The sequence below is a fragment of the Streptococcus sp. 1032 genome (genome assembly GCF_013277015.1).
Classification (GTDB): Bacteria; Bacillota; Bacilli; order Lactobacillales; family Streptococcaceae; genus Streptococcus.
Genome location: NZ_VMMD01000020.1, coordinates 77,711 through 100,224 on the forward strand (window position 1 = coordinate 77,711; position 22,514 = coordinate 100,224).

Annotated in this window: 18 protein-coding genes and 1 tRNA gene; 2 read left to right on the forward strand and 17 right to left on the reverse strand. The window is 38.6% G+C overall.

All coding sequences use genetic code 11. From position 1 onward, the window contains the following. Positions 1 to 6 precede the first annotated feature (6 nt). The 7 genes from HT711_RS07985 to HT711_RS08015 form a co-directional block, all read right to left on the reverse strand. Positions 7 to 570, reverse strand: a complete 564-nt coding sequence (locus HT711_RS07985; RefSeq protein WP_173233652.1) for a TIGR01440 family protein — start codon at positions 568 to 570, stop codon at positions 7 to 9. Between the two features lie 115 nt (positions 571 to 685). Continuing rightward, entirely contained in the window at positions 686 to 2,377 is a 1,692-nt protein-coding gene (locus HT711_RS07990; protein ID WP_173213828.1) for a sensor histidine kinase, read from the reverse strand. Beyond that, positions 2,374 to 3,111, reverse strand: coding sequence for a response regulator transcription factor (locus HT711_RS07995; RefSeq protein WP_173213831.1), 738 nt, complete (start codon positions 3,109 to 3,111; stop codon positions 2,374 to 2,376). The genes HT711_RS07990 and HT711_RS07995 overlap by 4 nt, the downstream gene beginning before the upstream one ends. 70 nt (positions 3,112 to 3,181) lie before the next feature. Further along, complete coding sequence (gene msrB, locus HT711_RS08000; protein WP_173233650.1) at positions 3,182 to 4,294, reverse strand: peptide-methionine (R)-S-oxide reductase MsrB; 1,113 nt, start codon at positions 4,292 to 4,294, stop codon at positions 3,182 to 3,184. 10 nt (positions 4,295 to 4,304) lie between these two features. After that, positions 4,305 to 4,871, reverse strand: a complete 567-nt coding sequence (locus HT711_RS08005; protein WP_173233648.1) for a redoxin family protein — start codon at positions 4,869 to 4,871, stop codon at positions 4,305 to 4,307. A 20-nt stretch (positions 4,872 to 4,891) separates the two neighbouring features. Beyond that, a complete protein-coding gene (gene ccdA2, locus HT711_RS08010; RefSeq protein ID WP_173217733.1) occupies positions 4,892 to 5,602 on the reverse strand; it encodes a thiol-disulfide oxidoreductase-associated membrane protein CcdA2 in 711 nt (236 codons plus the stop codon). 209 nt (positions 5,603 to 5,811) lie between these two features. After that, on the reverse strand, positions 5,812 to 6,672 hold the full coding sequence (locus tag HT711_RS08015; RefSeq protein WP_173233645.1) for a YihY/virulence factor BrkB family protein: 861 nt from the start codon (positions 6,670 to 6,672) through the stop codon (positions 5,812 to 5,814). Between the two features lie 32 nt (positions 6,673 to 6,704). On the opposite strand from HT711_RS08015, the gene HT711_RS11315 reads away from it, so the two are divergent. Then, on the forward strand, positions 6,705 to 6,896 hold the full coding sequence (locus tag HT711_RS11315) for a hypothetical protein (protein ID WP_240148996.1): 192 nt from the start codon (positions 6,705 to 6,707) through the stop codon (positions 6,894 to 6,896). Here the strand turns inward: HT711_RS11315 and HT711_RS08020 are convergent, their stop codons facing one another. The 4 genes from HT711_RS08020 to HT711_RS08035 are packed head-to-tail and all read right to left on the reverse strand — an operon-like array spanning position 6,897 to position 10,707. Next, complete coding sequence (locus HT711_RS08020) at positions 6,897 to 8,951, reverse strand: cation:proton antiporter (RefSeq protein ID WP_173249979.1); 2,055 nt, start codon at positions 8,949 to 8,951, stop codon at positions 6,897 to 6,899. A gap of 11 nt (positions 8,952 to 8,962) precedes the next feature. After that, positions 8,963 to 9,217 carry a hypothetical protein gene (locus HT711_RS08025; protein ID WP_000361085.1) on the reverse strand — a complete coding sequence of 85 codons (255 nt, stop codon included), beginning with the start codon at positions 9,215 to 9,217 and terminating at the stop codon, positions 8,963 to 8,965. Next, complete coding sequence (locus HT711_RS08030; protein ID WP_173233641.1) at positions 9,210 to 9,767, reverse strand: class I SAM-dependent methyltransferase; 558 nt, start codon at positions 9,765 to 9,767, stop codon at positions 9,210 to 9,212. Before HT711_RS08030 ends, HT711_RS08025 begins: the two co-directional genes overlap by 8 nt. Further along, the gene (locus HT711_RS08035; protein WP_173233639.1) at positions 9,751 to 10,707 is read right to left on the reverse strand and encodes a TIGR01212 family radical SAM protein; all 957 of its coding nucleotides are present in this window, start codon (positions 10,705 to 10,707) and stop codon (positions 9,751 to 9,753) included. Before HT711_RS08035 ends, HT711_RS08030 begins: the two co-directional genes overlap by 17 nt. A gap of 91 nt (positions 10,708 to 10,798) precedes the next feature. Here HT711_RS08035 and HT711_RS08040 point away from each other — a divergent pair, with 91 nt between their 5' ends. Beyond that, positions 10,799 to 11,158, forward strand: coding sequence for a DUF3397 domain-containing protein (locus HT711_RS08040; protein ID WP_173213848.1), 360 nt, complete (start codon positions 10,799 to 10,801; stop codon positions 11,156 to 11,158). Between the two features lie 239 nt (positions 11,159 to 11,397). On the opposite strand, the gene HT711_RS08045 is transcribed toward HT711_RS08040, so the two are convergent. From HT711_RS08045 to HT711_RS08070, 6 genes are all read right to left on the reverse strand, one after another. After that, the gene (locus HT711_RS08045) at positions 11,398 to 11,706 is read right to left on the reverse strand and encodes a hypothetical protein (RefSeq protein ID WP_173213850.1); all 309 of its coding nucleotides are present in this window, start codon (positions 11,704 to 11,706) and stop codon (positions 11,398 to 11,400) included. Positions 11,707 to 12,187: 481 nt separating this feature from the next. Further along, the gene (locus HT711_RS08050; RefSeq protein ID WP_173233637.1) at positions 12,188 to 18,757 is read right to left on the reverse strand and encodes a S8 family serine peptidase; all 6,570 of its coding nucleotides are present in this window, start codon (positions 18,755 to 18,757) and stop codon (positions 12,188 to 12,190) included. A 722-nt stretch (positions 18,758 to 19,479) separates the two neighbouring features. Beyond that, positions 19,480 to 19,552 (reverse strand) — tRNA-Thr (locus HT711_RS08055). Positions 19,553 to 19,652: 100 nt separating this feature from the next. Continuing rightward, positions 19,653 to 20,438 (reverse strand): ABC transporter permease, encoded by a 786-nt coding sequence (locus HT711_RS08060; RefSeq protein ID WP_173235024.1) that lies wholly within the window; start codon positions 20,436 to 20,438, stop codon positions 19,653 to 19,655. 1 nt (position 20,439) lies between these two features. Continuing rightward, positions 20,440 to 21,258, reverse strand: a complete 819-nt coding sequence (locus HT711_RS08065) for an ABC-2 family transporter protein (RefSeq protein ID WP_000594187.1) — start codon at positions 21,256 to 21,258, stop codon at positions 20,440 to 20,442. 1 nt (position 21,259) lies between these two features. Further along, complete coding sequence (locus HT711_RS08070; RefSeq protein WP_173249981.1) at positions 21,260 to 22,252, reverse strand: ATP-binding cassette domain-containing protein; 993 nt, start codon at positions 22,250 to 22,252, stop codon at positions 21,260 to 21,262. Positions 22,253 to 22,514 lie beyond the last annotated feature (262 nt).

Here is a 22,514-nt window from a genome sequence, read left to right on the forward strand (position 1 = left end):
TCATTCTCACGACTTTCTAATAGAATCTTGCGGATAGTGCGCACGCGCACCTCCGATTAATTTTGGACGACTAGCCAGCGCCGTTACATGTGCATGACCAATCTCTCTCAAAAGAGGGCGAATCGGAACCTGAACATGCTTGACATGCATGCCAATTGCAGTGTCTCCGATATCCAATCCAGCATGAGCCTTGATAAATTCAACCTCAACTGGATCTTGCATAAACTTAAAGGCTGCCAACTGACCCGAACCTCCTGCATGGAGAGTAGGAAAGACACTGACGATTTCCAGACCAAACTGCTCTGCCACCTGACGTTCAACGACGAGAGCTCGATTAACATGTTCACAACCTTGAACGGCTAAATGGATACCTCTACTACCTAGAATACCCAAGATAGTCTCCACTATCAGCTCACCAATCTCTTGACTGGATTCTTTCCCAATCTGACCACCTATCACCTCACTAGAAGATAGACCTAAAACAAAAAGGGCCCCCTGCTTCAAATTGGCCTTTTCTAAAACATCTTCTACTATCTGACGTGTTTCTCTTTGAATCTGTGTCTCGTTCATCTCTGTCACCTCTTTTGTCACTCTTCTATCATACCGTTTTTTCTTATTTTTAGCAAGATAGACAACCTAGAAAGCTTGCCCAATTACGCATAAAACTCCCAGAATTGACTGGGAGTTAGCTAGTTTCTATTCTATTTATGTATATTTCCACTTTCGTCCCTTTTTGGGGCCTAGAATCAATCTTCATCTGGTAATTGTCTCCAAAATGAAGTTTGAGTCGCTGATCAACATTTTGCAGACCAACTCCCCCACGTTTGAGTTGACTTTGACTACTATCACCAGCATCTTGGAAGCCAACGCCATCATCCTCAATGCGGATGACCAAGCCCGAATCCTGTTTCTGGACAGAAACTCTAATATGTCCCTGACCTTCCTTCTCCTTGATGCCATGGTACAGAGCATTTTCCACCAAAGGTTGTAACACCAGTTTAGGCAAGACTAGATTATCAAAGGCAGGATTTTCAGCAATCTCATATTCCAGCTTATCTCCGTAACGTTGTTTCTGGATAAAGAGATATTGGCGGACATGATTGATTTCATCAGACAGGCAAATCAAATCTTTACCCTGATTGAGTGCCAAGCGGAAATAGGTTGCCAAAGACTTAGTCACCTGAACCACTCTCTGACTATCCTGAAATTCAGCCATCCAGATGATGGTGTCCAAGGTGTTGTAGAGAAAATGCGGATTAATCTGGCTGGACAGGGCTTGAAGTTGGTACTGACGGGTTGTTTCTTCTTGGCTACGAACATCTGCCATCAGCTGATCAACCTGATCCAACATAGCATTGAACTGGCGAGACACTTCTCTCAGTTCATGGGCACCAGTTTCCTTGGCACGCAGATTCTGATTACCAGAAGCAATCTCCAGCATGGTTTCTCTCAAGTCATTCAGAGGAGCAATCCAGCGTTTGAGACTAAGCCACACCAAGCAGAGACAGGCAAGAAGAGATGTGAAACTGGCTCCAAGCAAGGTCCACATGAGTTGACTCCTAACCTTGTCTAACTTCTCCAACGAGGACACACCAAGCACCGTCCAATCAGTTCCTGCAATCTTTTCCTGACTGACGTAGGATTTGTGGCCAGGAGTATAGCCCTGACCCGTCTCGATGTAGGGTTTCATAGCCTCCATTTCGCTAGACGAACTATAAACTGTGTGTTGAGGATGATAAACAAATTCATGGTTTTCATTGATGATAAAGGCAAAACCCTGCTGACCCAACTGGAGCTGCTTGAGATAGGCTTCCAGAGTTTCATAAGAAATATCCAAACGAAGTACACCCAGATTGGCTCCCTTTGCATCAACAAGTTCCTGAGTGATAGAAATAACCCACTGACTATCCGACTTACGAGCTGGTGTCAAAACAGGCTTAGCTCCCTGATGAATGGCCTTTTGGTACCAATCCTCAGCCATCATATCAGAGGAAGTTTTCATCTGCACACTGTCATCTGTAGAAATGACCTGACCGGATTTGGTTACCAGCACAACAGTTTTCAAGTCCTGATCTGCCTTTAAGATGGTCAAAAACAGATTTCGAATTCCCTTGACCTTGTCTTGACTGGGATTCTCAGCATAGGCTAGGACATCCGCCTGCTGGGTCAAACTGGTCGAGGTGGTTTCTAATTTTTTGATATAAGACTGGATAAAGTGGCTAGTCTGACTGATAGTCGTTTGGCTATTACCTTCAATGGTAGCCTCAATGGCTGAAGAACTAGATTGATAGTAGAACGTACCAACCAGAACTAGGAGAATGAGAAAGACCAAAAAGATGGAAATAACCATTCTAACTAGGAGAGAAGAACGCTTCATCGACCTTCTCCCTTCTTAAACTGACGAGGTGTCACACCCGCAATCTGTTTAAAACGTTGGGTAAAGTAATTCATATCTTCAAAACCAACTTTTTCAGCTATCTCATAAATCTTTAAATCCGTTGTTAAGAGCAAGAGCTTAGCTTGTTTGACACGTTCTCGCACCAGGTAATCCTGAAAAGGTAGACCCAACTCTTTCTTAATCAAAGAGCTCAGATAAGTCGGGCTAAAGCCCAAGTCACTGGCCAAAGCCTTTAAACTAAACTGGCTGTCATCTAGATGAGACTGAATTTTCTGGGCCAAGTTTCCTTCAAACTTATCAGTCAATAAATCTTGTAACTGCTCTTCTTTCTCTTCCTTATCCAACTTTTGCTTGATTTTCCCCAACATTTCCTCAATATCCTGACGAGAAAAGGGCTTGAGCAAGTAGTCATCTACACCTAGTTTGACAGCAGACAAGGCATAATCAAAATCATCGTAACCTGTCAAAAAAACTAGGTGAACCTGAGGATAGGTTTCTCGGACCAGACTGGCCAACTGAATGCCATTTAGTTGAGGCATGTTGATATCGGTCAAAATGATATCCGGCACCTGCTTTTGAATCAATTCCCAAGCCTGTCTTCCATTTTCAGCCTGACCGATGATTTCCATATCGTAGGCTGCTACATCGACCAGCTTGGTCAAGCCTTGTCTTACCAGATACTCATCTTCTACGATTAAGATTGTGTAGGTCATGCTTCTCTCCTTTGTCACTTACTAGTATCAGTATAGCAAAATTCTCCTCTAACTGCTTAGGAAAGACTTCTTAATCAACATAATCTAATAAATAAGCGTAGCCTTTTTCTTCCATTTGATCTTTAGGAATAAAGCGGATAGAGAGACTATTGATACAGTAGCGCAAGCCCCCCTTGTCCTGTGGTCCATCCGTAAAGACATGGCCAAGGTGAGAATCTCCAACTCGGCTCCGCACTTCCATGCGCGTCATATTGTAAGACTTATCTTCCTTATAGGTAGCAACATCTGGGCTGATGGGCTGGGTGAAACTAGGCCAACCACAACCAGACTCAAACTTGTCCTTTGATGAAAAGAGAGGTTCGCCAGTTGCCACATCCACATAGATACCAGATTCAAATTTATCCCAGTAGCGGTTTGAAAAAGCTCGCTCTGTTTGATTTTTCTGGGTAACTGCATACTCCTCAGGTGACAGGGTCTTTTTCAATTCTTCATCACTTGGTTTGGGATATTTGCTGGCATCAATGACTGGATAGGCAGCCTGATTGACATTGATATGGCAGTAGCCATTTGGATTTTTCTTGAGATAGTCTTGGTGGTAATCCTCTGCCACTACAAAATTCTTCAAGGTTTCCTTTTCAACTGCCAGAGGTTGATCGTATTTCTTAGCAACTTCATCAAAGACTTGGTTGATTACCTCTAAATCCTTGTCATCTGTGTAATAAACACCAGTACGATACTGAGTCCCTACATCATTTCCTTGTTTATTTTTGCTGGTTGGATTGATAATGCGGAAATAATGAAGCAGGATTTCCTTGAGGGAAATTTGATTGGCATCATAGGTAACATGAACAGTCTCCGCATGACCTGTTTGGTTAATCAATTCGTACTTGGTTGTTTCCCCTCTACCATTTGCATAGCCTGATACGGCATCTGTCACTCCGGGAACGCGGGAGAAGTATTCCTCCACTCCCCAGAAACAACCTCCAGCTAGATAAATTTCGTGCAAGTCTGCGTCTTTACTAACTTCTGTTTTTTTCACTGTTTTTCCTCCTTGGCTAACTGCCGCTTTCTCAATTTGCGAGGCATCTGTCTGTCCTGCATTTCGCATCAATAGAAAATAGAAACCGGTTATGGCTAGGAAAAATACTCCTAGCAACAAGATGATTTTTAACTTATCATTCATAGAACACCTCCTAGGCCAATTCCTTCAAAGTTTGCAAAATCGCATCTTTTTCCATAAAACCTGGTTGCGTTTTGACCAGCTTTCCTTCCTTGTCTATAAAGGCTTGAGTTGGGTAAGAACGGACACCATAACTTTCCAAAAGTTTGCCTGATGGGTCAACTAGGACTGGGAAATTTTTATAATCCAAGCCCTTATACCAATTCTTAAAGTCCGCTTCAGATTGCTCTCCCTTGTGTCCTGGTGACACTACTGTCAAGACAACATAGTCATATCCAGCTTCTTTAGCGATTTCGTCCGTATCTGGAAGGCTAGCTAAACAGATGGAACACCAAGAAGCCCAGAATTTAAGATAGACTTTCTTTCCCTTATAATCAGACAAGCGGTAGGTCTTGCCATCTACTCCAGTTAGCTCAAAATCAGCCACCTCTTTCCCTTTAGCCGTGCTTGTTTTACTAGCTGTCTGCTCCATCTTCATCTCATCTTTCATTTGGTGTTCACTGGTCATGGACTTGCCTGAACAAGCCGTCAAACAAAGGAGCGAACCTGCTCCAAGAACACATGTTTGCCATTTTTTCATACTGATATTCCTTTCCATTTTTATTCAAATAATTGACTTAAAATTGAAGCATTTCCAAACAGAACCAAGATTCCCATCAGGATAATGAGAAACCCACCCACTTTTTTGAGGATTCCGAGATAAGGATGGAGTTTTCGGAAATGTTTCAAAACATAGCTAGAGGCCAGAGCTAGAACCAAAAATGGTAGCGCCAAACCCAGCGTATACACCAACATGAGACCAGCTCCCTGCCAAGCACCTGAGCCACCTGAAGCCGCCAAGGCTAAAACAGACCCCAGAACCGGCCCCACACAAGGTGTCCAAGCAAAACTAAAGGTCAAACCCAGCAAAAATGCCTGACTATAGCCCTTACCATGTTGCCCCTGTCTTTGCAGTTGTAACCTCTTTTCCTTATAAAGCCCCTTAAAGTGTAGAATCTCCATCTGGTGCAAGCCTAAGAGAATGATAACCGCACCCGTCACATATTGGAACCAAGAAGCATAAAGCAAATCGCCTAAAAAACCAGCTCCATAGCCCAACAAAATAAAGATAAAGGAAATCCCCGCTATAAAGGCCAGCGTTCGCAATAAACTAGTAACTGAGATTGAAAATTTGTTGCTAGAAGCCTGAGCACCATCCTTATCATCTAGTAACACCCCTGCATAAACTGGTAACAAGGGTAAGATACAAGGAGAAAAGAAGGATAGAATCCCTGCCAAAAAGACACTTAGAAAAAAGAAAATATGACCCATAAAGTTCCTCCTATCATTTTATTGATAGGTTTATTATACTCCTTCCATTTTCGAAAAAACAGGGACAATGATAGGGAAAAATAGGAATTTAATCAGATGATTTAGAAATCTTAGACAAAAACTATACAAAAACTACCAAAGCACAAAAGCGCATAGTATCAAGGTTCTATAAAGCCTCGATACTATGCGTTTTTGTAATAGATAAATAGTTAGTCTTTTCTAAAGCTCGGATCTTTCAAACTCTGTATACTGGCATTGATCACCGCGCCTAGGATAACAATTTTAGCAATCAAGATAAACCAAAACATCATAACAACAAGAAGAACGGAACCTAAAATTCGGACATCCACCAAATGATGGACATAGTAATTGAGATAACTAGAGAACAGAGTTAGTAAACCTAAAATCACTAAGAGGACAAAGGCACTGCCTGGTAGGGTATAGCTAATTTTCCTGTCAGATAGATTGGGAAGAAAATAATAAAGCATGACCAAGATAGCAAAGAGGAGAGCGTAAGTCAGAGGACCTGCCAAACCTTGTAAAGCCTGATAGATAATGCCATCTTTTGTCCAATAATGAGCAAGTAAATCCAAAATCATCTGCCCAAATAAGCTCAAAAACAAGGCAAAAGCAAAGAGGAGCTGCAAACCAAAACTGACTAGGAGACTTACCATCTGATGGGAAATAAGTCCACGACTCTTTTCGACGCCATAAGCCTTGTTAAAAGCTTTTTGCAAGAAATTCATAGATTTTGAAAAACTCCATAACGCCGACAAGACAGAAAAACTCAATAAACCTGTTGAAGGTTGCGTCAAGACTTCTCTGGCTATTTTTTCCACACCTTCATAGAGGCTTGGGGGCAGGACGTCTTTCACAAAGCCCAGAAATTCTCCCACAGGAATCTGAAAATAAGGCAGGATATTGACCACCACCAAAAGCAGGGGGAAAATCGAAATCAACCAATAGTAGGCTACTGCAACACTGGTCAACTCACTATCTGATGCTTGATAATAATGTAAAAAGGCTTTTAATAGAGGCTTATCTATCAGCACTTTCCACCACTTTTTCATGTCACACTCCTTCACTTATAATCTTATACTCAATGAAAATCAAAGAGCAAACTAGGAAGCTAGCCGCAGGTTGCTCAAAGCCCTGCTTTGAGGTTGTAGATAAAACTGACGAAGTCAGCTCAAAACACTGTTTTGAGGTTGTGGATAGAACTGACGAAGTCAGTAACCATACCTACGGCAAGGCGACGCTGACGTGGTTTGAAGAGATTTTCGAAGAGTATTAACTAATTTCTTCTTACCAATTCCACCATATCATAAGGCAGGGTATTGGCCGCTTCCTTCAGAGAATAGTTCTCTAAGTTATTGACATTTTGTCGTAATTTCTTGGCATACTTGGTCGTAATCAATCGTTTCTCTTCATATTCAAAAATCAACTTGCGCTCCAAATAATAGCCCCTCAGCATCTCATCAATATTATTAGGTTTGATACGTGTAATAACCCGTTCGACAAAGGCACCACTGCTGATAATAGCTGTTTCACGAAGACGAGACTCCTGCATAAAACTAATCAAAGAGCGTCTATATACTCCCTTCAGGTTTTCCAAACTTTCAATAATCATCTCTGTATTGGCAAGATAGAGCTCTGCAATTTGGTCATAATCAAGAGCACGGAGACGGCTTTTCTCCTTGTCCTTCCAGCTACGGAAGGTCTTTCCGAGAGTAAAAACTTCATGAAGGAGAAAACGTAAAATCCGCAAAGAAACAAGGAAATAATAGGTCAATCGTGATGCAAATTTACGATTGATGCCTCGTTCTATATTTTTCAGATAACGTTGGTAAACTCGGTAAGCACGATTGCTAATGTTTCCCTCTTCATAGGCCTGTTCCAATCCATCACTTTCAATACTAAGAATCAAGAGTTTCAAAGCAGCCCAGTCTTCTTGAGCTCCCTTATTTTCTTGACTCAGGATGAGATTTTCAATACGTCCATGGTAATTGTCAATGGCTGCATAGAGAGGAAGCTTATTTCTGGTATCTTCCAACTCTTTTTCCAACTCTAGCGTTACTTCATTCAAAATGGCGATATGCATGAGATAATCCTTGCTTTCCTCCTGTTCATCAGAAAGATGAGGCAAGACCACGAGGCCTGTTAAAAAGCTGACAAGCGTCACACCTGCAACAAGGAAAAGCAAGAGAGGATACTCCTGCTCTAAATTACTTGGTATCAGAAGAATCGTAGCAATCGACACCGTTCCCTTGACACCTGAGAAGGTCAAGAGAAGCACGTCCTTCATATACTTATTTAGCTTTTTCTTGAGACGTCTAGTCCTATAGGCATAATAGCCATAGATCATGACAAAACGAATAGCAAAGAGGACAAAGGTCAGGGCGACAAGAGATCCCAATAAAAGTAAGGGATTATAGATTGGATTGGTTAAGATAGGCTCTGCTATCATTTCCAGCTCCATCCCTAAAATCATAAAGACAGAACCGTTGAGCATAAAGTTGACTGTGTGCCAGACCGTCTCGGTCACCGTATCCACTTGGGCTTCGAGGAGCGTAATTTTCTTAAAACGGCTTGCCTTTAAAATCCCAGCAACTACGACGGCAATAATCCCTGAAACATGGACTTCTTCTGCCAGGAAGAAGGTCACCAGAGGCAAACTCAATTCTAATAAAAGCTCACTAGCAATATCCGTTGCGCGCACACTTAGCAAGAAGCTATGGAGGAAACGGTTGGTCATGGCTGTTAAAAATCCAATTAAAAAACCACCTAGGATTGAAAAGATGAGCGAACTACTAGCTTGCCCAAGAGAAAAAGCTCCAGTTGTCCAAGCTGTCAAAGCTACCTGAAAAGCCACCAAACCAGAAGCATCATTCAAGAGTCCTTCACCTTTAAGAATATTGGACACGCGCTTAGGAAAGCTAAAGCGCTCAGAAAGAGAGGCAAAGGCAACCAAGTCCGTAGGGCCAAGGGCCGCCCCAACAGCCAAACAAGCTGCCAAAGGAAGGCTGAACCAAAGAAGGTGGGCCAAGCCACCCAAACTCAGAGTCGAGATAAAAATCACTGGAAATATGAGATAGATAATAATTCGCCAGTGTTTTAAAATAGCTGTAATATCCGCTTCTTCGGACTCTCGGAAAAGCAAGGGCCCGATAACCAGTGCCAAAAACAACTCCGTATTGAGGTGAAAGTCGGTATTGGGTAAAAAGAGACCAATCACAATTCCCAAAAGAATTTGCACCAAAGGGAGAGGCAAAAAGGGCAGGAGCTTATTGGTTGTACTTGAAACAATCAAGACCAGTAAAAACAGGATGAGGTAAATCAGTAATTCCACGCACGTCCTCCTTAATCTTTTTTACAACAGGATTCAAAAATCTCCTTCTGCTCTTTGATTTTTTGGTCAATCTTGGAACAATCCTTGTGCTCAATTTTTCTCTGGCACCGTTCCATTTCAAGAGCAACTAATTTTTTCTTGATTTTAAGCATTTTTTTGCTCATATGCGCTTGGTCTAGCACTCCCACTGCTCGTTCGTGGTGGGTTGATTCAACAAAATTCTGGCGCATGGCATCCAGCTTTTCACGTAGGTATTGTTTATCCATGTCTATATCTCTCTAATTTTTCAATCATTACTAAAAATGGTGGGTTGTTGACTTGGTTTAAAGTTCGGTAAATGGCAGCTGTGTACTCTTGTTGGTTCAACTGGCTAACAAAATCCAAGACAGCATCCCTCTCTAGGTCGCCTCCTTCATGACCGTAGTAGATCATGATAGCAATTCGTCCACCTTTGACAAGCAAATGACACAGCTTTTCTAAGGCTTCAATAGTCGTCTGAGGTTTGGTAATGACTGACTTATCAGCTGATGGCAAATAGCCTAGATTAAAAATCCCTGCCTTGGCTTCTGTCACAAACTGGTCCAGTATCTCATGGCCTTGCAAGATTAACTGGGCATTTGTCATTCCAGCCTGGTCCAAACGCTCTTGGGTCTTTTCCAAGGCTTGTTCCTGAATATCAAAAGCATAAACTTGCTTAACTAGCTTGGCTAGAAAAAGCGTGTCGTGACCATTTCCCATGGTCGCGTCCACTACGATATCGTCCTGAGTCACTACCTCAGCCAAAAAATCATGTGCCATCTCAAGTGGTCTTTTCATTTTCAAACTCCTGTTTTACAGCCTTGCATCCTTGAACGCTTCCACGACGTCGCATCTCCATCTCAATGCTGTTGAGGACTTCCCATTTATTGAGGCTCCACATAGGGCCAATCAGCATATCTCTAGGTGCATCTCCTGTGATTCGATGGATGACAATATGTTTGGGAATGATTTCCAATTGGTCGCAGATGACCTTGACATATTCGTCCTGACTCATCAACTGTAAGCGTCCTTCGTGGTAATCTCGTTGCATACGAGTATTTGTCATAAGATGGAGCAAATGAAGTTTAATCCCTTGAATATCGTTATCGGTGACACAACGGCGGACATTTTCAATCATCATCTCATGGGTTTCACCAGGCAATCCATTGATCAAATGAGAAACAATCTCAATCTTAGGATACTTTCTCAAACGCTTGACCGTTTCCACGTACAACTCATAGGAGTGGGCACGGTTAATCAGGTCAGAGGTTGTTTCATAAGTGGTCTGCAAGCCCAATTCAACCGTCACATGCATGCGCTCCGATAACTCAGCCAAATATTCGATGGTTTCGTCTGGTAAACAGTCTGGGCGCGTTCCGATATTGATTCCTACTACACCTGGCTCATTGATAGCCTGCTCATAGCGCTCTCGGATGACTTCCACCTTTTCATGGGTATTGGTAAAATTTTGAAAATAAACCAGATACTTCTGCACATCCGCCCACTTACGGTGCATAAAGTCAATTTCCTTATAAAATTGCTCACGGATAGGCGCGTCCGGTGCTACAATAGCATCTCCAGAACCTGAAACCGTACAAAAAGTACAGCCTCCATGAGCCACAGTCCCATCACGATTGGGACAGTCAAACCCCGCATCAATAGGGACTTTAAAGGTCTTTTCTCCAAATAGTTTTCGATAATAATCATTCAAAGTATTATAAGATTTCATAACTTTCATTATAACAAAAATCACCCACAATCTCAAAAGCCTGACTTTCCTATAAATTCCTCTGTTTCTCGTTTCCATTAGCCATTTTTTATGATACAATATGGATATGATTTTAATGAAATTAGCATCTATTTTATTATTGATACTGACCTTAGTAGTCTGCATTATCATAACCAAACTTTTTAGATTAAAAAAACTAGGACGAAACTTTGCGGATTTGGCTTTTCCAGTCTTGGTATTTGAATATTACCTGATCACAGCTAAAACCTTTACCCATAATTTCCTCCCTAGACTGGGCCTAGCCCTCTCAGTCCTAGCCATTATTCTCGTCTTTTTCTTCCTTTTTAAAAAACGCAGCTTTTACTATCCTAAATTCATCAAATTCTTCTGGCGTGCAGGATTCTTATTAACCCTTTTCATGTATATCGAGATGATTGTTGAATTGATGGCTCAGAAATAAAAAACTAAATCGAAAACACCTCAATCAAACTGAAATACAGTGATTGAAGTGTTTTTCTTTATATCTTTTTTAATAATTCTTATACTCAATAAAAATCAAAAAGCAAACTAGGAGGCTAGCCGCAGGTTGCTAAAAGCACTGCTTTTAGGTTGTAGATAGAACTGACGAAGTCAGCTCAAAACACTGTTTTGAGGTTGCAGATGGAAGCTGACGTGGTTTGAAGAGATTTTCGAAGAGTATTATTTTCCTTCTTTATTAGGAAAGAGGTAACCAATACCTACACAAGCCAGCACGCCTGCTCCAATCACCAAGCCACTTGAAATTGGCAAAAGGTCCAAAATTGCATTTGCGATGATAAAGGCAATAATGAAGCACATCAGACTAGCCTTGTAATCCTTTTTTAAAAGATTCTCTAGAGTGAAAAAGAGGAACAAGCCTACCGGAATCAGTGACCAGAGATTGACATCTAAACTTGGCCAGCCAACAGAACCAAAATACACTACTGTCGCTGCTGCTACTAAAAATACAATCCCTAATAATTTTTTCATTTTGATCTCCGATTTCTTTTTTAGGAACTTTAGTTATCTGATAGTGAGGCCTCACGTCTCTTACAAAAATCATTATAGCAGAGGTCAGTTTCAAGAACAAGGTCTTTTGCCTATCTGGTCTTTATCTCGGTCTAAATGGTTCAATAATAGCGATAAAATAAGGAAGCAGGTGAAAAACTTCCTTCCAAATAAAAAGGAATTAAGCAACCAAACGCTACTTAATTCCTTGAAATTGTCTCATCACCTCTATTAGCCTTTAAATTTTGATAGACTCTATTTTCTAATCAATATGACCAATATTGTCAATACTAACCCTTTCAATCAATTCATTAGTTATCGAAACTAAGTCTATTAATAGATCCAAAAAAGAGTATCAATAGTAAAGTAAACTAAATAATTAAGTTATAAATAGCTATTTTTACAAAACTGTTTCATCATCATACTATCTCAGTACACAAACCATTTTTCTATAGCTTTTGTCTTAATCTTGATCTTTTTTCTTTAATCCAAGAAATGCACCTAAGGTAAACATTATTCCAGCAATGAATGGTGTAAAACCTTCTCTAACTGTTCCGGTTTTTGGCAATCTATCAGAATTGTTAGTATCCGATTTACTATCGATATTGGTATGTTTATTAGCTATATTCTCTGGTTCATTAAGATAAACTTCCTTCTTATTTTCAAAGTTTTTATCATTTTTATCAGGAACTGGAGCTGTAACATCCTTAGTTGAATCAGATCTTTGACTTTCATCTAATTGACTATAATTTACTTGTACAGAAACTGTAGATTTGACATCCTTAGTTGAATCAGGTTTTTGTGAATGATGTTCTCTTTGTAAATCCTCCTTTTTGTAATTTTCATCTAATTGACTATGATTTGCTTGTACCTTATCTTTCTTTTTCGATACATCAAAAGTAGGTTTATTTTCCTCCTCCTTTTTCTCCTCTATTTTCTTGAATACAGGTTTTATAAGGGTATCTTTTGATAGATTAAGAACATAGCCAACGTCTTTTTTCCCTTCGAAACCAGAAATTTCCCAGCCATCAAATTGATATCCTTTTTCTAATTCACCCTCATAGACAGGTAAAATGAAATCTTCTTCCGACACTATCGTTGAACTCATTTCTTTTCCATTTTGAATGGTCACAGTTACCCTATGAGGTTTTAGTTCTCTTACCTCTCCCGTATCTTTGTTTAAAATGAATTCTTTTACGGTTGTATTTCTTGCGAAATCTTTTACAAGAATCTTAATATTTAGTGTCTTATCTGTTAGTTGTTTAATATCATCAAATGATTTATATTCTTTTCCATTTACATAAATATGTTTGTCTTGAATCTCACCATTGAATCCATTATCTCTTTTATCATTGATGTTAAAGACTACAGATTTTCCATCAGCATATTCGATACTTGTATTTCCCTTGGGATCAATGTTTACTTCTGGTTTAACATTATCATATAAAAATTGATAGTGTACTCCAACCGCTTTCGCATTCAAATTGCTATAGCCAGTTTGAAGATAAACATTTCCATCCATATCTGTTACCTTATCTGGAAATCCGTTTGCTTTATAATCTTTCATCCCCCAGTCCATGATGTCACCGTCTTTAACATTAAGCTTAACGTTAAAATCTCTAGTGTTATCAATGTGTAAATCTCCGTAGATTAAATAATTATCTACAACAGATTCATTAACTCTCAATTCCCAGTTAAAACCACCCTTATCAGAAATCTTACCTCTTAAATAAAACTCTGGATTTCGTACATAAATTTTATTAAATTTAGATGGATTAAAGTAGTTCTTGTCCATTGAAAGATTTACTGGTTTTGCATCAATAAATAACGTAGAGCCATCTTCTTTTATAGCTTCTACATTGGACTTATCCTCTCCAGTGTACTCTTTACCATCCTTACCAAATAATACAAGTTTAGACGGATCTGTTACAAGATTTCCGTCTTTATCGATTGCCTCCCCTTTATCGTTCATTTTAAATGTAAACACTTGATACCTTACAATGTTAAAGCCGTCCAAAGCCGACATTAATACAGCTTGAGTACTTCTTCCATCTTCAACATTTCTACTGTCAGAATAAATTATTTTTTCTGAAAGGGCTCTTAGATTAGGATTGGAATTTTGTATTTTTGCTATATCTTCCTTGCTATAGACTCCATTTCCTTCTAACATATCCGTTTTTCCAGGATTATAGGTAGTCACTTTTAGTGCATAGCCTTTTCTCAGAATGATATTATCCTTTAATAGATATTGTTGTTTTTCTGAATCAGAATAGATTTTACCAGATTCCATTTCAGTTAAATTATTTGGTTTGTTCTTTGAAAGATCTCCTTCCCCTAATTCTATTATATTCCCATAACTTGATGCATAGGGATATTCTGTCTTAGTTTCCCTATTTTTTTCAGGCATTCTAATCTTCGTTTCAGCTTTTCTCTGACCATCATCTGTAACAAAGAATCTCATATCTCCTGCAAAAGCTAATCCATCCACAATATCATTAATATTAGCGTATAAATCAAATGTCATCGTTTTTGAATTGGAATCATACTTGGTCGCTTTGATTTCTATATATTTATAGGTATTTCCATAATATACCTTGGCATTTTTAGACACATTACGTATCTTTCCAAGAATTTCAAAGTGTCCATCTTTAGACGGGCTTAGAACACCATAAATTTTTGATTTGATTTCGTCAAGTTTTTCAGTTTCATATTCTAAGGCGCTACCATCGTCATAGGCAGCTATATTTCCTTTATCGTCATATCGATAATCAAGTTCTACTGTTCTTGTACCACCATTTACAAAGTCCTCTTCTTCCCTATATTTCTTTTTAATGAGTTTCTTTAGGTCTTTATTTTCAAAGTTTCTAATTGTTGAAATAGTTTTATTTATTTCAAGGCTAGCTTCTCCCTCAACTGAACTTTCTTCATCTGGTTTTGAATCTTCATCCTTAGCTTGATTATTATTGGTATTTTCCTCTGAGCTCTTTGCATTTTTGAGTTTATCTTCAGAAATTTCACCAAGTTTTTCATATTTAGAAGCATCTTTGTCAGGATCTACTAGGTAATAAGAAATCATCCCCTTTTCATCAGCATGATCAGCAAATTTAATTCTATGAATCTTTGTGAAATTACTAGAGCCATCTAATGCAATGACTTCAATGATTTTTCCTCTTAAATCTCCTGCACCATTAATTTCATAAATAGTATTTCCGTCTTTGTCAAGTTTTCTGTTTCTTCCTTGACCCTCACCTGCATAAGTTACTTCAAGATTTTTCTCAACCTCTCCATCTTCATTAACAAGAGCGGCGCCAGCATACCAAACTTCGTTTGCAATCTCGTCAAATTTTTCAGGATGTTCTTTTTGATCTCTCGCAAATAGGGTTTCATTCTTGTATTGGTCTTTTACCTTGTGATAAGTATCCTTTGTGATCAGCTTAATTTTTTCAGGATTTGAAAAATCAACCGAAACAATCTTAGGGGCTGTGTTATCAATTTTTACAGGAATATAGGAAACCTGCCATGGATAATCTTTAGTTAATCTATATTTAAATTTATAGAAATATTGACCTTCCGCAATCGGTTCAAATTGACCTCTTATCTTAGTAGCAGGATCTTGATTATCCTTACTTTCTGGTGCATTTTCTTCTCTACCTCTAGGATTATAGATGAGTCCATCCCACTTCAAGTCACCCCAAACTTTTAGTTTAGATGATTTGATTCCCTTTGCATCATTGCTTTTAGAGTTTAAAATTCCTTTAATAAAGTGTTCTCTCGAAATGACTTTTAAGTCTCTTTGATTTTCTCCCTCTTTATTTGTATTTACTATTGAAATTAATCCTTCTTCTGCACTTCTTAATACAAGTGGAGAAGGTGTTAATCCTCTTTCAAGTTGAGCCTTTTGAGGATTTCCATTTGAATCTAAAGGATAAATGTTAGCAATATTAGAACCACTTGATGATGCATTTAGCCCTTCGTTATTGAAAGCAAATAATTCTGGATTTTGATCTAGGGATGTTCTATTTTTATCTTTTCTATTTTGTATAACTCCTGCTGGATTAAATTTATCTATACCATGTTCTCCACCAATTCCCTTATTTAAGGTTCCTGGAATTTTCGGTTTACCATCATCATCATAACCTCCCATTGTTTTTGATTTTGATCCTTCTTCCCAAGCCCATTTATCAAGGATTGGTTCGTGGTTCCAATTCCCAGCAAATCCCATTAGAGGCATTGATAAAGAAGGTTGGAAGTTTATTTTCTTCCCGTTAGAGTTTAGAGCTTCCATTTCTTCTACTGACTCAAAATGAATAAATGATTCTACAAATTTATTTTTGTCTTTAGCCTCTCCAACATTTATAACCGCATTCAAATCAAAGCTAGAATTTGCGCCTATAGTGAAAGTATCATGCTCAAATGTGATATTTGCTCCTTTGATTTTTTCTGGGTGGATTTCTGGAACAATTTGCTTACCATCTGGAGATTTTTCATCTTTGTATGTTTCATCCAGTTTTAGTCTGTCAGTTAGAGCATCTGTAGTTATCGCTGATGCTGAAACTTTAAAAGTCAAAGGTCTGTTTGATGTATTGTGAAGCTTAATTGTAAAATATTTTTCTTCTCCTTTTATTTCTTTAAGAGAAATAGAACCATAAGAGTTTACCAAACCTTTAGAATCCTTGTTTTTGAAAGTCGCTACAACTTCATTTCTCAAAGCATTGGCCACATTAATTAGCCCTGCTCCCTGTTGTCTAGGTGATGCAAAGTATTGACTTTTTTCTTTCCAAGACGTTGCATCCATCATCGGTCGCGCAGTATTTTGTAGAGCAATTTTTGTAAGACTTGTAAGATCTATTTTGTCATCTCCCTCAAGATTTTTCAATACAGGTCTTTCAAGCATTTCCTTTAACTTCGGTCTAATCAAAACAGTAGAAGCTGCTACGATTGGAGTTGCCATACTAGTTCCTGACATATAGCCATAAGTTGATTTCCCATTAATGACATTGAGAGTAGATTTAATGTTTTTACCAGGTGCTGAAACATCGGGTTTTAAAAGTAAATCTATTCTTGGTCCCCAAGATGTGGATCCTGCTGGAACGATGACATCTTCTTTATACAATTCTTTGTCTGTGTCAGGTGCAAACTTAAAGTCAATCTCTTTTTCGTCACCTACATTCGGTTTATTAGAATTATAGCTTGCCATATCAATTGGATAGTATTGCTCCAATTTATCTTTGAAATCTTCCTTACTATTTCTTTTAACCTCAGTTTTTTTATCAGGATTAATCATGTTCCATAACTTTACACCATCATCTCCTGAAATTGAAAATACTTGACTTTTAGTCCCTTCATCCGCTTCATATCCCATAGCTGGAAGCTCTGTCCAATTATCTCTATTGTAGTAATTGACAGTATTTACAACCATAATGGCGCGTGCGCCCTTATCCGTAGCTTTTTTAAAAGCATTTTTTAAATCCTTTGTATAAATTCTATCCATTACTGCAATTTTGCCCTTAAGATCCAAACCTATCAACTCTTGGTCTTGGCCTTTGCCTATATATACAAATTTCAATTTATCAGGAGCTTTTGAACCATCTTCATTTGTTGTGATTTTATTCTTATCGAAAAAGGCTCCTATATTTCTGTATTTAAAACTTTTTCCTCCAATCTTAACTTTATCAAACTCAACTGTTTGATTTTTAGCAGATGCAACCGCTATCGCATCTTCATGTGCTGCTGTTCGCGTTACATTTCCAGTGTCGGTCATTTTCAGATGATTATTTGCCACTAAATCCCAAGAAGAACTTGAAGCAGAAGTCGCATAGTTACCCGTAGCTACAACCATTGGAATGCCTGCTTTTCTTAATGCTCTAATAGCTTGCCAATATTTCTCACCTACAAGACCTGTTCCTGTAAAGCCAGATGATACCGAAACAACATCGACATTGTGTTTGATCGAATCTTCAATAGCATGAAACATTGTTTCATCTCCTGCGAAGCCAGATCCTGCGTCAGAGTACATTTTATAAGAGAATATCTGTGCATTAGGAGCAATTCCATCTATTCCATTAAAGTTCTTGATGTCTTTTTCAGTATCATTTCCCGCAAGAATCCCTGCAATATGCATTCCATGTGGATCAAAATAATCACTTCCATCATCAGCTTTTTCTACAGTTATTTTACCACCATTATAATAATTGAAAGCATGAGGAATCTTATCACTCAACCAGAAATTTTTATCAGTACCTTTTAAGTCTTCTTTTTTAAATCTCATTGAGTCTTTAGCATCATCATCAATCCTCATGGCCTTATGCCTATAATCTGTCCCGGTATCGATATTTGAAATGACCATACCTCTACCATCAAAGTTTTTCCCAAATTGAGCATTAATGGCCTTTAGGTAATCGATAGCCTCCTCAACTCCAATTTCCTTTCGGGCATGATTCATCATGGGTTGGAGTTTTTGTGACCGTTCAACCGATGAAATACCTTCTATTAGTTTAATTTTATCCAGATTATCTGGAGTTGTTTCTATTGAAACACCATTAAAAATCGTATTATAGGTATATAAAACGTTTGTATCCTTAAGATTGGATAATTCCTTGATTGCTTTTTCTCCAGATTCTTTATCTTTAAATTCAGCAATATAGACAAGTTTATCCTCTTTTTTGGGACTTTCTGGGTCTTTACTTGCAGACGAGTCCGCTTTATCTTCTTTGGATTGATTGGAATCTTCTTTGATTGTTGCTTCTTCATTGCTAGTTTTGTTATCTATCACAGATTCTTTACTAACAACTTCTTTTTCCTCAATAACCGTTGTTTTCTTCTCTTCAGTATCCTTGGAAGTTTCTATATCATTATGAATATTTTCATGTTTTTCTTTATTTTCTGCTTCCTTATCTACTACTACTTTTTCTGTATCAGAGATAGTTAAAGCATCTTCAGAGCTAGATGTGTCTGCTAAGACTACCTCATTAGGGGCATAGGCTGCTAAAATAACTGCAGCTGTGGTTAATGACAATACTGTACTTTTTTTCATTTTAATTCCTTACATATTTATTTAACTTCCAATAGATAGAAAACTTTAACTTTGCTAGCCTTTGTTATAAAAAGTTTTACTAAGTATTATCTAGGAAATAGAGTAGTACATTTATATATAATTGTTAGCTCTCCATAAAAATAGTATATCATTTAAAAAATTTAAGTCAAGAAAAATTAAGGCTGGTTAATTTTATTTTTAACGCATGTTAATAAATGATGCAAAAGTTTCGTACTTAACGGGGATACATTATAAGCACATTCATACCATCAAAAATAGTAGCAATCAAATTGAACCACTACCAAAATCACAAAGTCAAACATCATTGATGAAATATCAGCGCTATTAAACAATATAAATAACCGCTAAGAATAAGGCTTAACGGTTATTTATACATATCTATTTTTTCAAATCTTCAGTCATATGTTCACCTGTGACCTAGGCTTTACGAGTGCCTTGCTCTAGCAACTAATACTCAATGAAAATCAAAAAGCAAACTAGGAAACTAGCNNACGAAGTCAGTCACATATAAACGGCAAGGTGAAGCTGACTTTGTTTGAAGAGATTTTCGAAGAGTATGAATACTCACGTCCCTTACAACAATCATTATAGCAGAGGAGTTTCTCAAGAACAAGTTCTTTTGCCTATCTGGTCTCTATATCAGTCTAAGTGGTCTGATTTTCTTTAAAAAGAAAAAGAAGCCTGATGAGACTTCTTCACTTTGCCGATTGCAGGGATCGAACCTGTGACCTAGGCTTTACGAGTGCCTTGCTCTACCAACTGAGCTAAATCGGCTATTACACTTACAGTATAGCACTCTGAGAATAGATGTCAAGGAATTTTCATCTCTATTAGAAAAAGCCTGTCTTGAGACAAGGCTTTGAGTTTCTTCATCTTAGGACCCAGCACTTTCGTAAGAATCCAAGCCCCTGTCCCATAGTTTCAAGGAAATAGCAAAGAAAGCGAGGGAAATCAACATCAAACCTCCGATGTTAAAGATTACACCCTTGTCCTGCAAGAAATAGCTGGCAGGATAGTAGGCCGTAAAGGCAAAAGGTACAATAAAACTGATTAACCACCGAAGAAGAGAATTGTAAATCGAAATCGGGTACTTGGCAAAATCATTGAACATATAGAAGATGTAAATCATGGCGCCTGACTGTTTGGTCCAAAAAGCGATACTAGCTGTCGCGATTTTAAGAGAAGTATAAATCAAGGTCGCAAAAGGAATACAAACTAGGAAAAGCAGGAATTTTGGAAGAGTCCAAGCAATGCTGCTCATGGTTGTTCCCAATAAAATTCCACCAACCAAAAGTTCGCCCAAGGCATCAATCTGAAAGGTCTCAACTAGGATGTGAAAGAGAGGATTGATAGGACGAGTCAGATACTTGTCAAACTCCCCTTTTCTCACCAAACGCTGTCCCAGAGCCCAGAGATTATCAAAAAAGAGATGGTCCAGCCCCTTGGGAATCAAGGAAAATCCATAGATAAAAGCAATCTCTTGAAAAGTCCAACCTTCTAGGGATGGTATGTGTTGAAAGATGACATTGAGAAACAAGAGATTTAAACCTTGAGTTAAAAAAACTCCCAGAACACCAACTACAAAATCCACCTTGTATTCCATAATTTGTTTGATGTACTGTCTGATAAAAATCAGATGCATGCGTTGATATTTTTTCATACTAACCTCCTTGAATGGTGATAAAGGACTGGACCCGTTTCCAAATCAACTGAGACAAGCCCACCATCACTAAGAGCCAGAAAAACTGCAAAGCGAGCGCCTGAAGAATCTGATTGGCATCGTATTTCCCAACGATAATCATGACCGGAGTGTAAATCAAGGATGAAAAAGGCAGGAAAGACAGAATATCTGAAACAAGCTTTGGAAAGAAAGCCAAGGGAATCAAACTTCCAGACATAAAAGCCACTATGGAAGTCTTAAGTAAATTGGAACCCCATAGATTTTTAAACACAAAGGCAGAAAATCCAAAGCAGATATTAAAGAAAAAGTTAATCAGATAAGCTAGCGTTAGACTAAAGAGATAAAGGACAGTTAAACCCAACACTTCAACAACGCCTTGCCCAGATAAGATTTTCATCAAAACAATGACACTTAAAAATGGAAGGCCAACAGAGATAAAAATCAACCACTTGGAACCAAGCTCAGTGAAAAGATAAGAGGCCGCAAAATGCACTGGTCTCAGTAAGCGCATGATGATGGAACCATCCTTGACCTCCTCCCCAATCATAAAAGAGCTATCGGACCTGGTCAACAGATTGGTCACAAAACTCATGATGATGTAAAGGGTGATATCCGCCATATTAAAGCCCTGAATCAAAGACTCTTGTGAGGAATCAAAGACAGCCTTCCAGAGATAAAAAGCCACAAAAGCACCCATGACATCGCCTATCCGATAGAGAATAAAGTTGACTCGGTAAGTAATCAACTCCTGAACCCCTGCATTGATAAAGGGTTTATAACGTCTCCACAATTTGATCATCCTAGAGCTCCTTTCGGTAGAAGCGACGGATAATATCCTCAATATCCGTATCCACCATCTTCAAATCGCGAATTTCAAAATCAGACAGAGTTTGCTTGATAATGTCAGCTGACTGGTAGCGAGAACTATCGAATTCAATGTTGAGGCTACTCCCCTGTCTATCAATAATCATATCAGGCAGACCTTCATAGTGAGAAAGGAGATGACTTTGACCTGGTAGCAGTTCAAATGAGAGCGTCTTCATCTTGCCAAAGGTTTCCTTGAGTTGGCTCACCGTTCCATCAAAAATCTCCTGCCCCTTGTCTATCATAAAAATCCGATCACAAAGTTGCTCAATGTCGCTCAGGTCGTGAGTGGTCAAGAGAATGGTAGTCTCTTCCTCCTGATTGATCTGGGTAATGGCGCGACGAATGTTATCCTTGACCGAAACGTCCAAACCAATGGTCGGCTCATCTAAAAAGAGAACCTTGGGATTGTGAAGTAAGGAAGCCGCAATATCCGCCCGCATCCGTTGACCCAGTGAAAGAGTCCGCACGGGATCCTTGATAAAGTCCTTCAAATCCAAGACTTCATTCAAAAAATCCATGCGCTTATGGAAGAGCGAATCTGGCACATCGTAAATCTCTTTTAAGACCGTGTAGGTCTCTTGCAGGGCCAAATCCCACCATAGCTGGGTGCGTTGTCCAAAAACTACGCCAATATCTTTGACATAATCTTGACGATTGTCCTGGGGAATCTTGCCGTTAATCCGACAAAAACCAGATGTCGGTTTTAAAATCCCTGTCAGCATTTTGATTGTTGTTGACTTCCCAGCACCATTGGCCCCGATAAAACCTAAAATTTGCCCCTTTGGGACCTCAAAGGTTAAATCCTTGACCGCTTCAAAGGTCTGCTTTTCAGGATGAATAAAGGAACGTAATGCCCCCTTCAAACCCGGTTCCTTAACAGTCTTCACAAAATTTTTCTGAAGATGTTCCACTTCTATCATTGCCATATCTATCTCCCTATGGTAAGGAATTGCAACATTGTATTTTCCAATACAAGTAATCTAAATCCTTACTTTCTACACCTTCTACATTTTATTATTACAAAAGGCTTTATACCAACCTATTATAGTCCAATAAAAAACGAAATGCAAGCGTTTGCCTATAGATTGTGAAATTAGGATTTCTCTCATAAAATAATACTTTTAATCAAAAATTCTGTTTAATAGTTTAAATTACCACCCTTCCACCCTTCCCTACTAAAACAGCCCT

Excerpts from the sequence above, each read along its gene's own strand:
- HT711_RS08015 (WP_173233645.1), bottom strand. The coding sequence starts at position 6,672 with ATGAAAAAGTGGTGGAAAGTGCTGATAGATAAGCCTCTATTAAAAGCC.
- HT711_RS08065 (WP_000594187.1), bottom strand. The coding sequence starts at position 21,258 with ATGATCAAATTGTGGAGACGTTATAAACCCTTTATCAATGCAGGGGTT.
- HT711_RS07990 (WP_173213828.1), bottom strand. The coding sequence starts at position 2,377 with ATGAAGCGTTCTTCTCTCCTAGTTAGAATGGTTATTTCCATCTTTTTG.
- HT711_RS11315 (WP_240148996.1), top strand. The coding sequence starts at position 6,705 with ATGAAAATCAAAGAGCAAACTAGGAAGCTAGCCGCAGGTTGCTCAAAG.
- HT711_RS08025 (WP_000361085.1), bottom strand. The coding sequence starts at position 9,217 with ATGGATAAACAATACCTACGTGAAAAGCTGGATGCCATGCGCCAGAAT.
- HT711_RS08050 (WP_173233637.1), bottom strand. The coding sequence starts at position 18,757 with ATGAAAAAAAGTACAGTATTGTCATTAACCACAGCTGCAGTTATTTTA.
- HT711_RS08040 (WP_173213848.1), top strand. The coding sequence starts at position 10,799 with ATGGATATGATTTTAATGAAATTAGCATCTATTTTATTATTGATACTG.
- HT711_RS08045 (WP_173213850.1), bottom strand. The coding sequence starts at position 11,706 with ATGAAAAAATTATTAGGGATTGTATTTTTAGTAGCAGCAGCGACAGTA.
- HT711_RS08035 (WP_173233639.1), bottom strand. The coding sequence starts at position 10,707 with ATGAAAGTTATGAAATCTTATAATACTTTGAATGATTATTATCGAAAA.
- HT711_RS07995 (WP_173213831.1), bottom strand. The coding sequence starts at position 3,111 with ATGACCTACACAATCTTAATCGTAGAAGATGAGTATCTGGTAAGACAA.
- HT711_RS07985 (WP_173233652.1), bottom strand. The coding sequence starts at position 570 with ATGAACGAGACACAGATTCAAAGAGAAACACGTCAGATAGTAGAAGAT.
- HT711_RS08030 (WP_173233641.1), bottom strand. The coding sequence starts at position 9,767 with ATGAAAAGACCACTTGAGATGGCACATGATTTTTTGGCTGAGGTAGTG.
- ccdA2 (WP_173217733.1), bottom strand. The coding sequence starts at position 5,602 with ATGGGTCATATTTTCTTTTTTCTAAGTGTCTTTTTGGCAGGGATTCTA.
- HT711_RS08060 (WP_173235024.1), bottom strand. The coding sequence starts at position 20,438 with ATGAAAAAATATCAACGCATGCATCTGATTTTTATCAGACAGTACATC.
- msrB (WP_173233650.1), bottom strand. The coding sequence starts at position 4,294 with ATGAATGATAAGTTAAAAATCATCTTGTTGCTAGGAGTATTTTTCCTA.
- HT711_RS08005 (WP_173233648.1), bottom strand. The coding sequence starts at position 4,871 with ATGAAAAAATGGCAAACATGTGTTCTTGGAGCAGGTTCGCTCCTTTGT.
- HT711_RS08070 (WP_173249981.1), bottom strand. The coding sequence starts at position 22,252 with ATGGCAATGATAGAAGTGGAACATCTTCAGAAAAATTTTGTGAAGACT.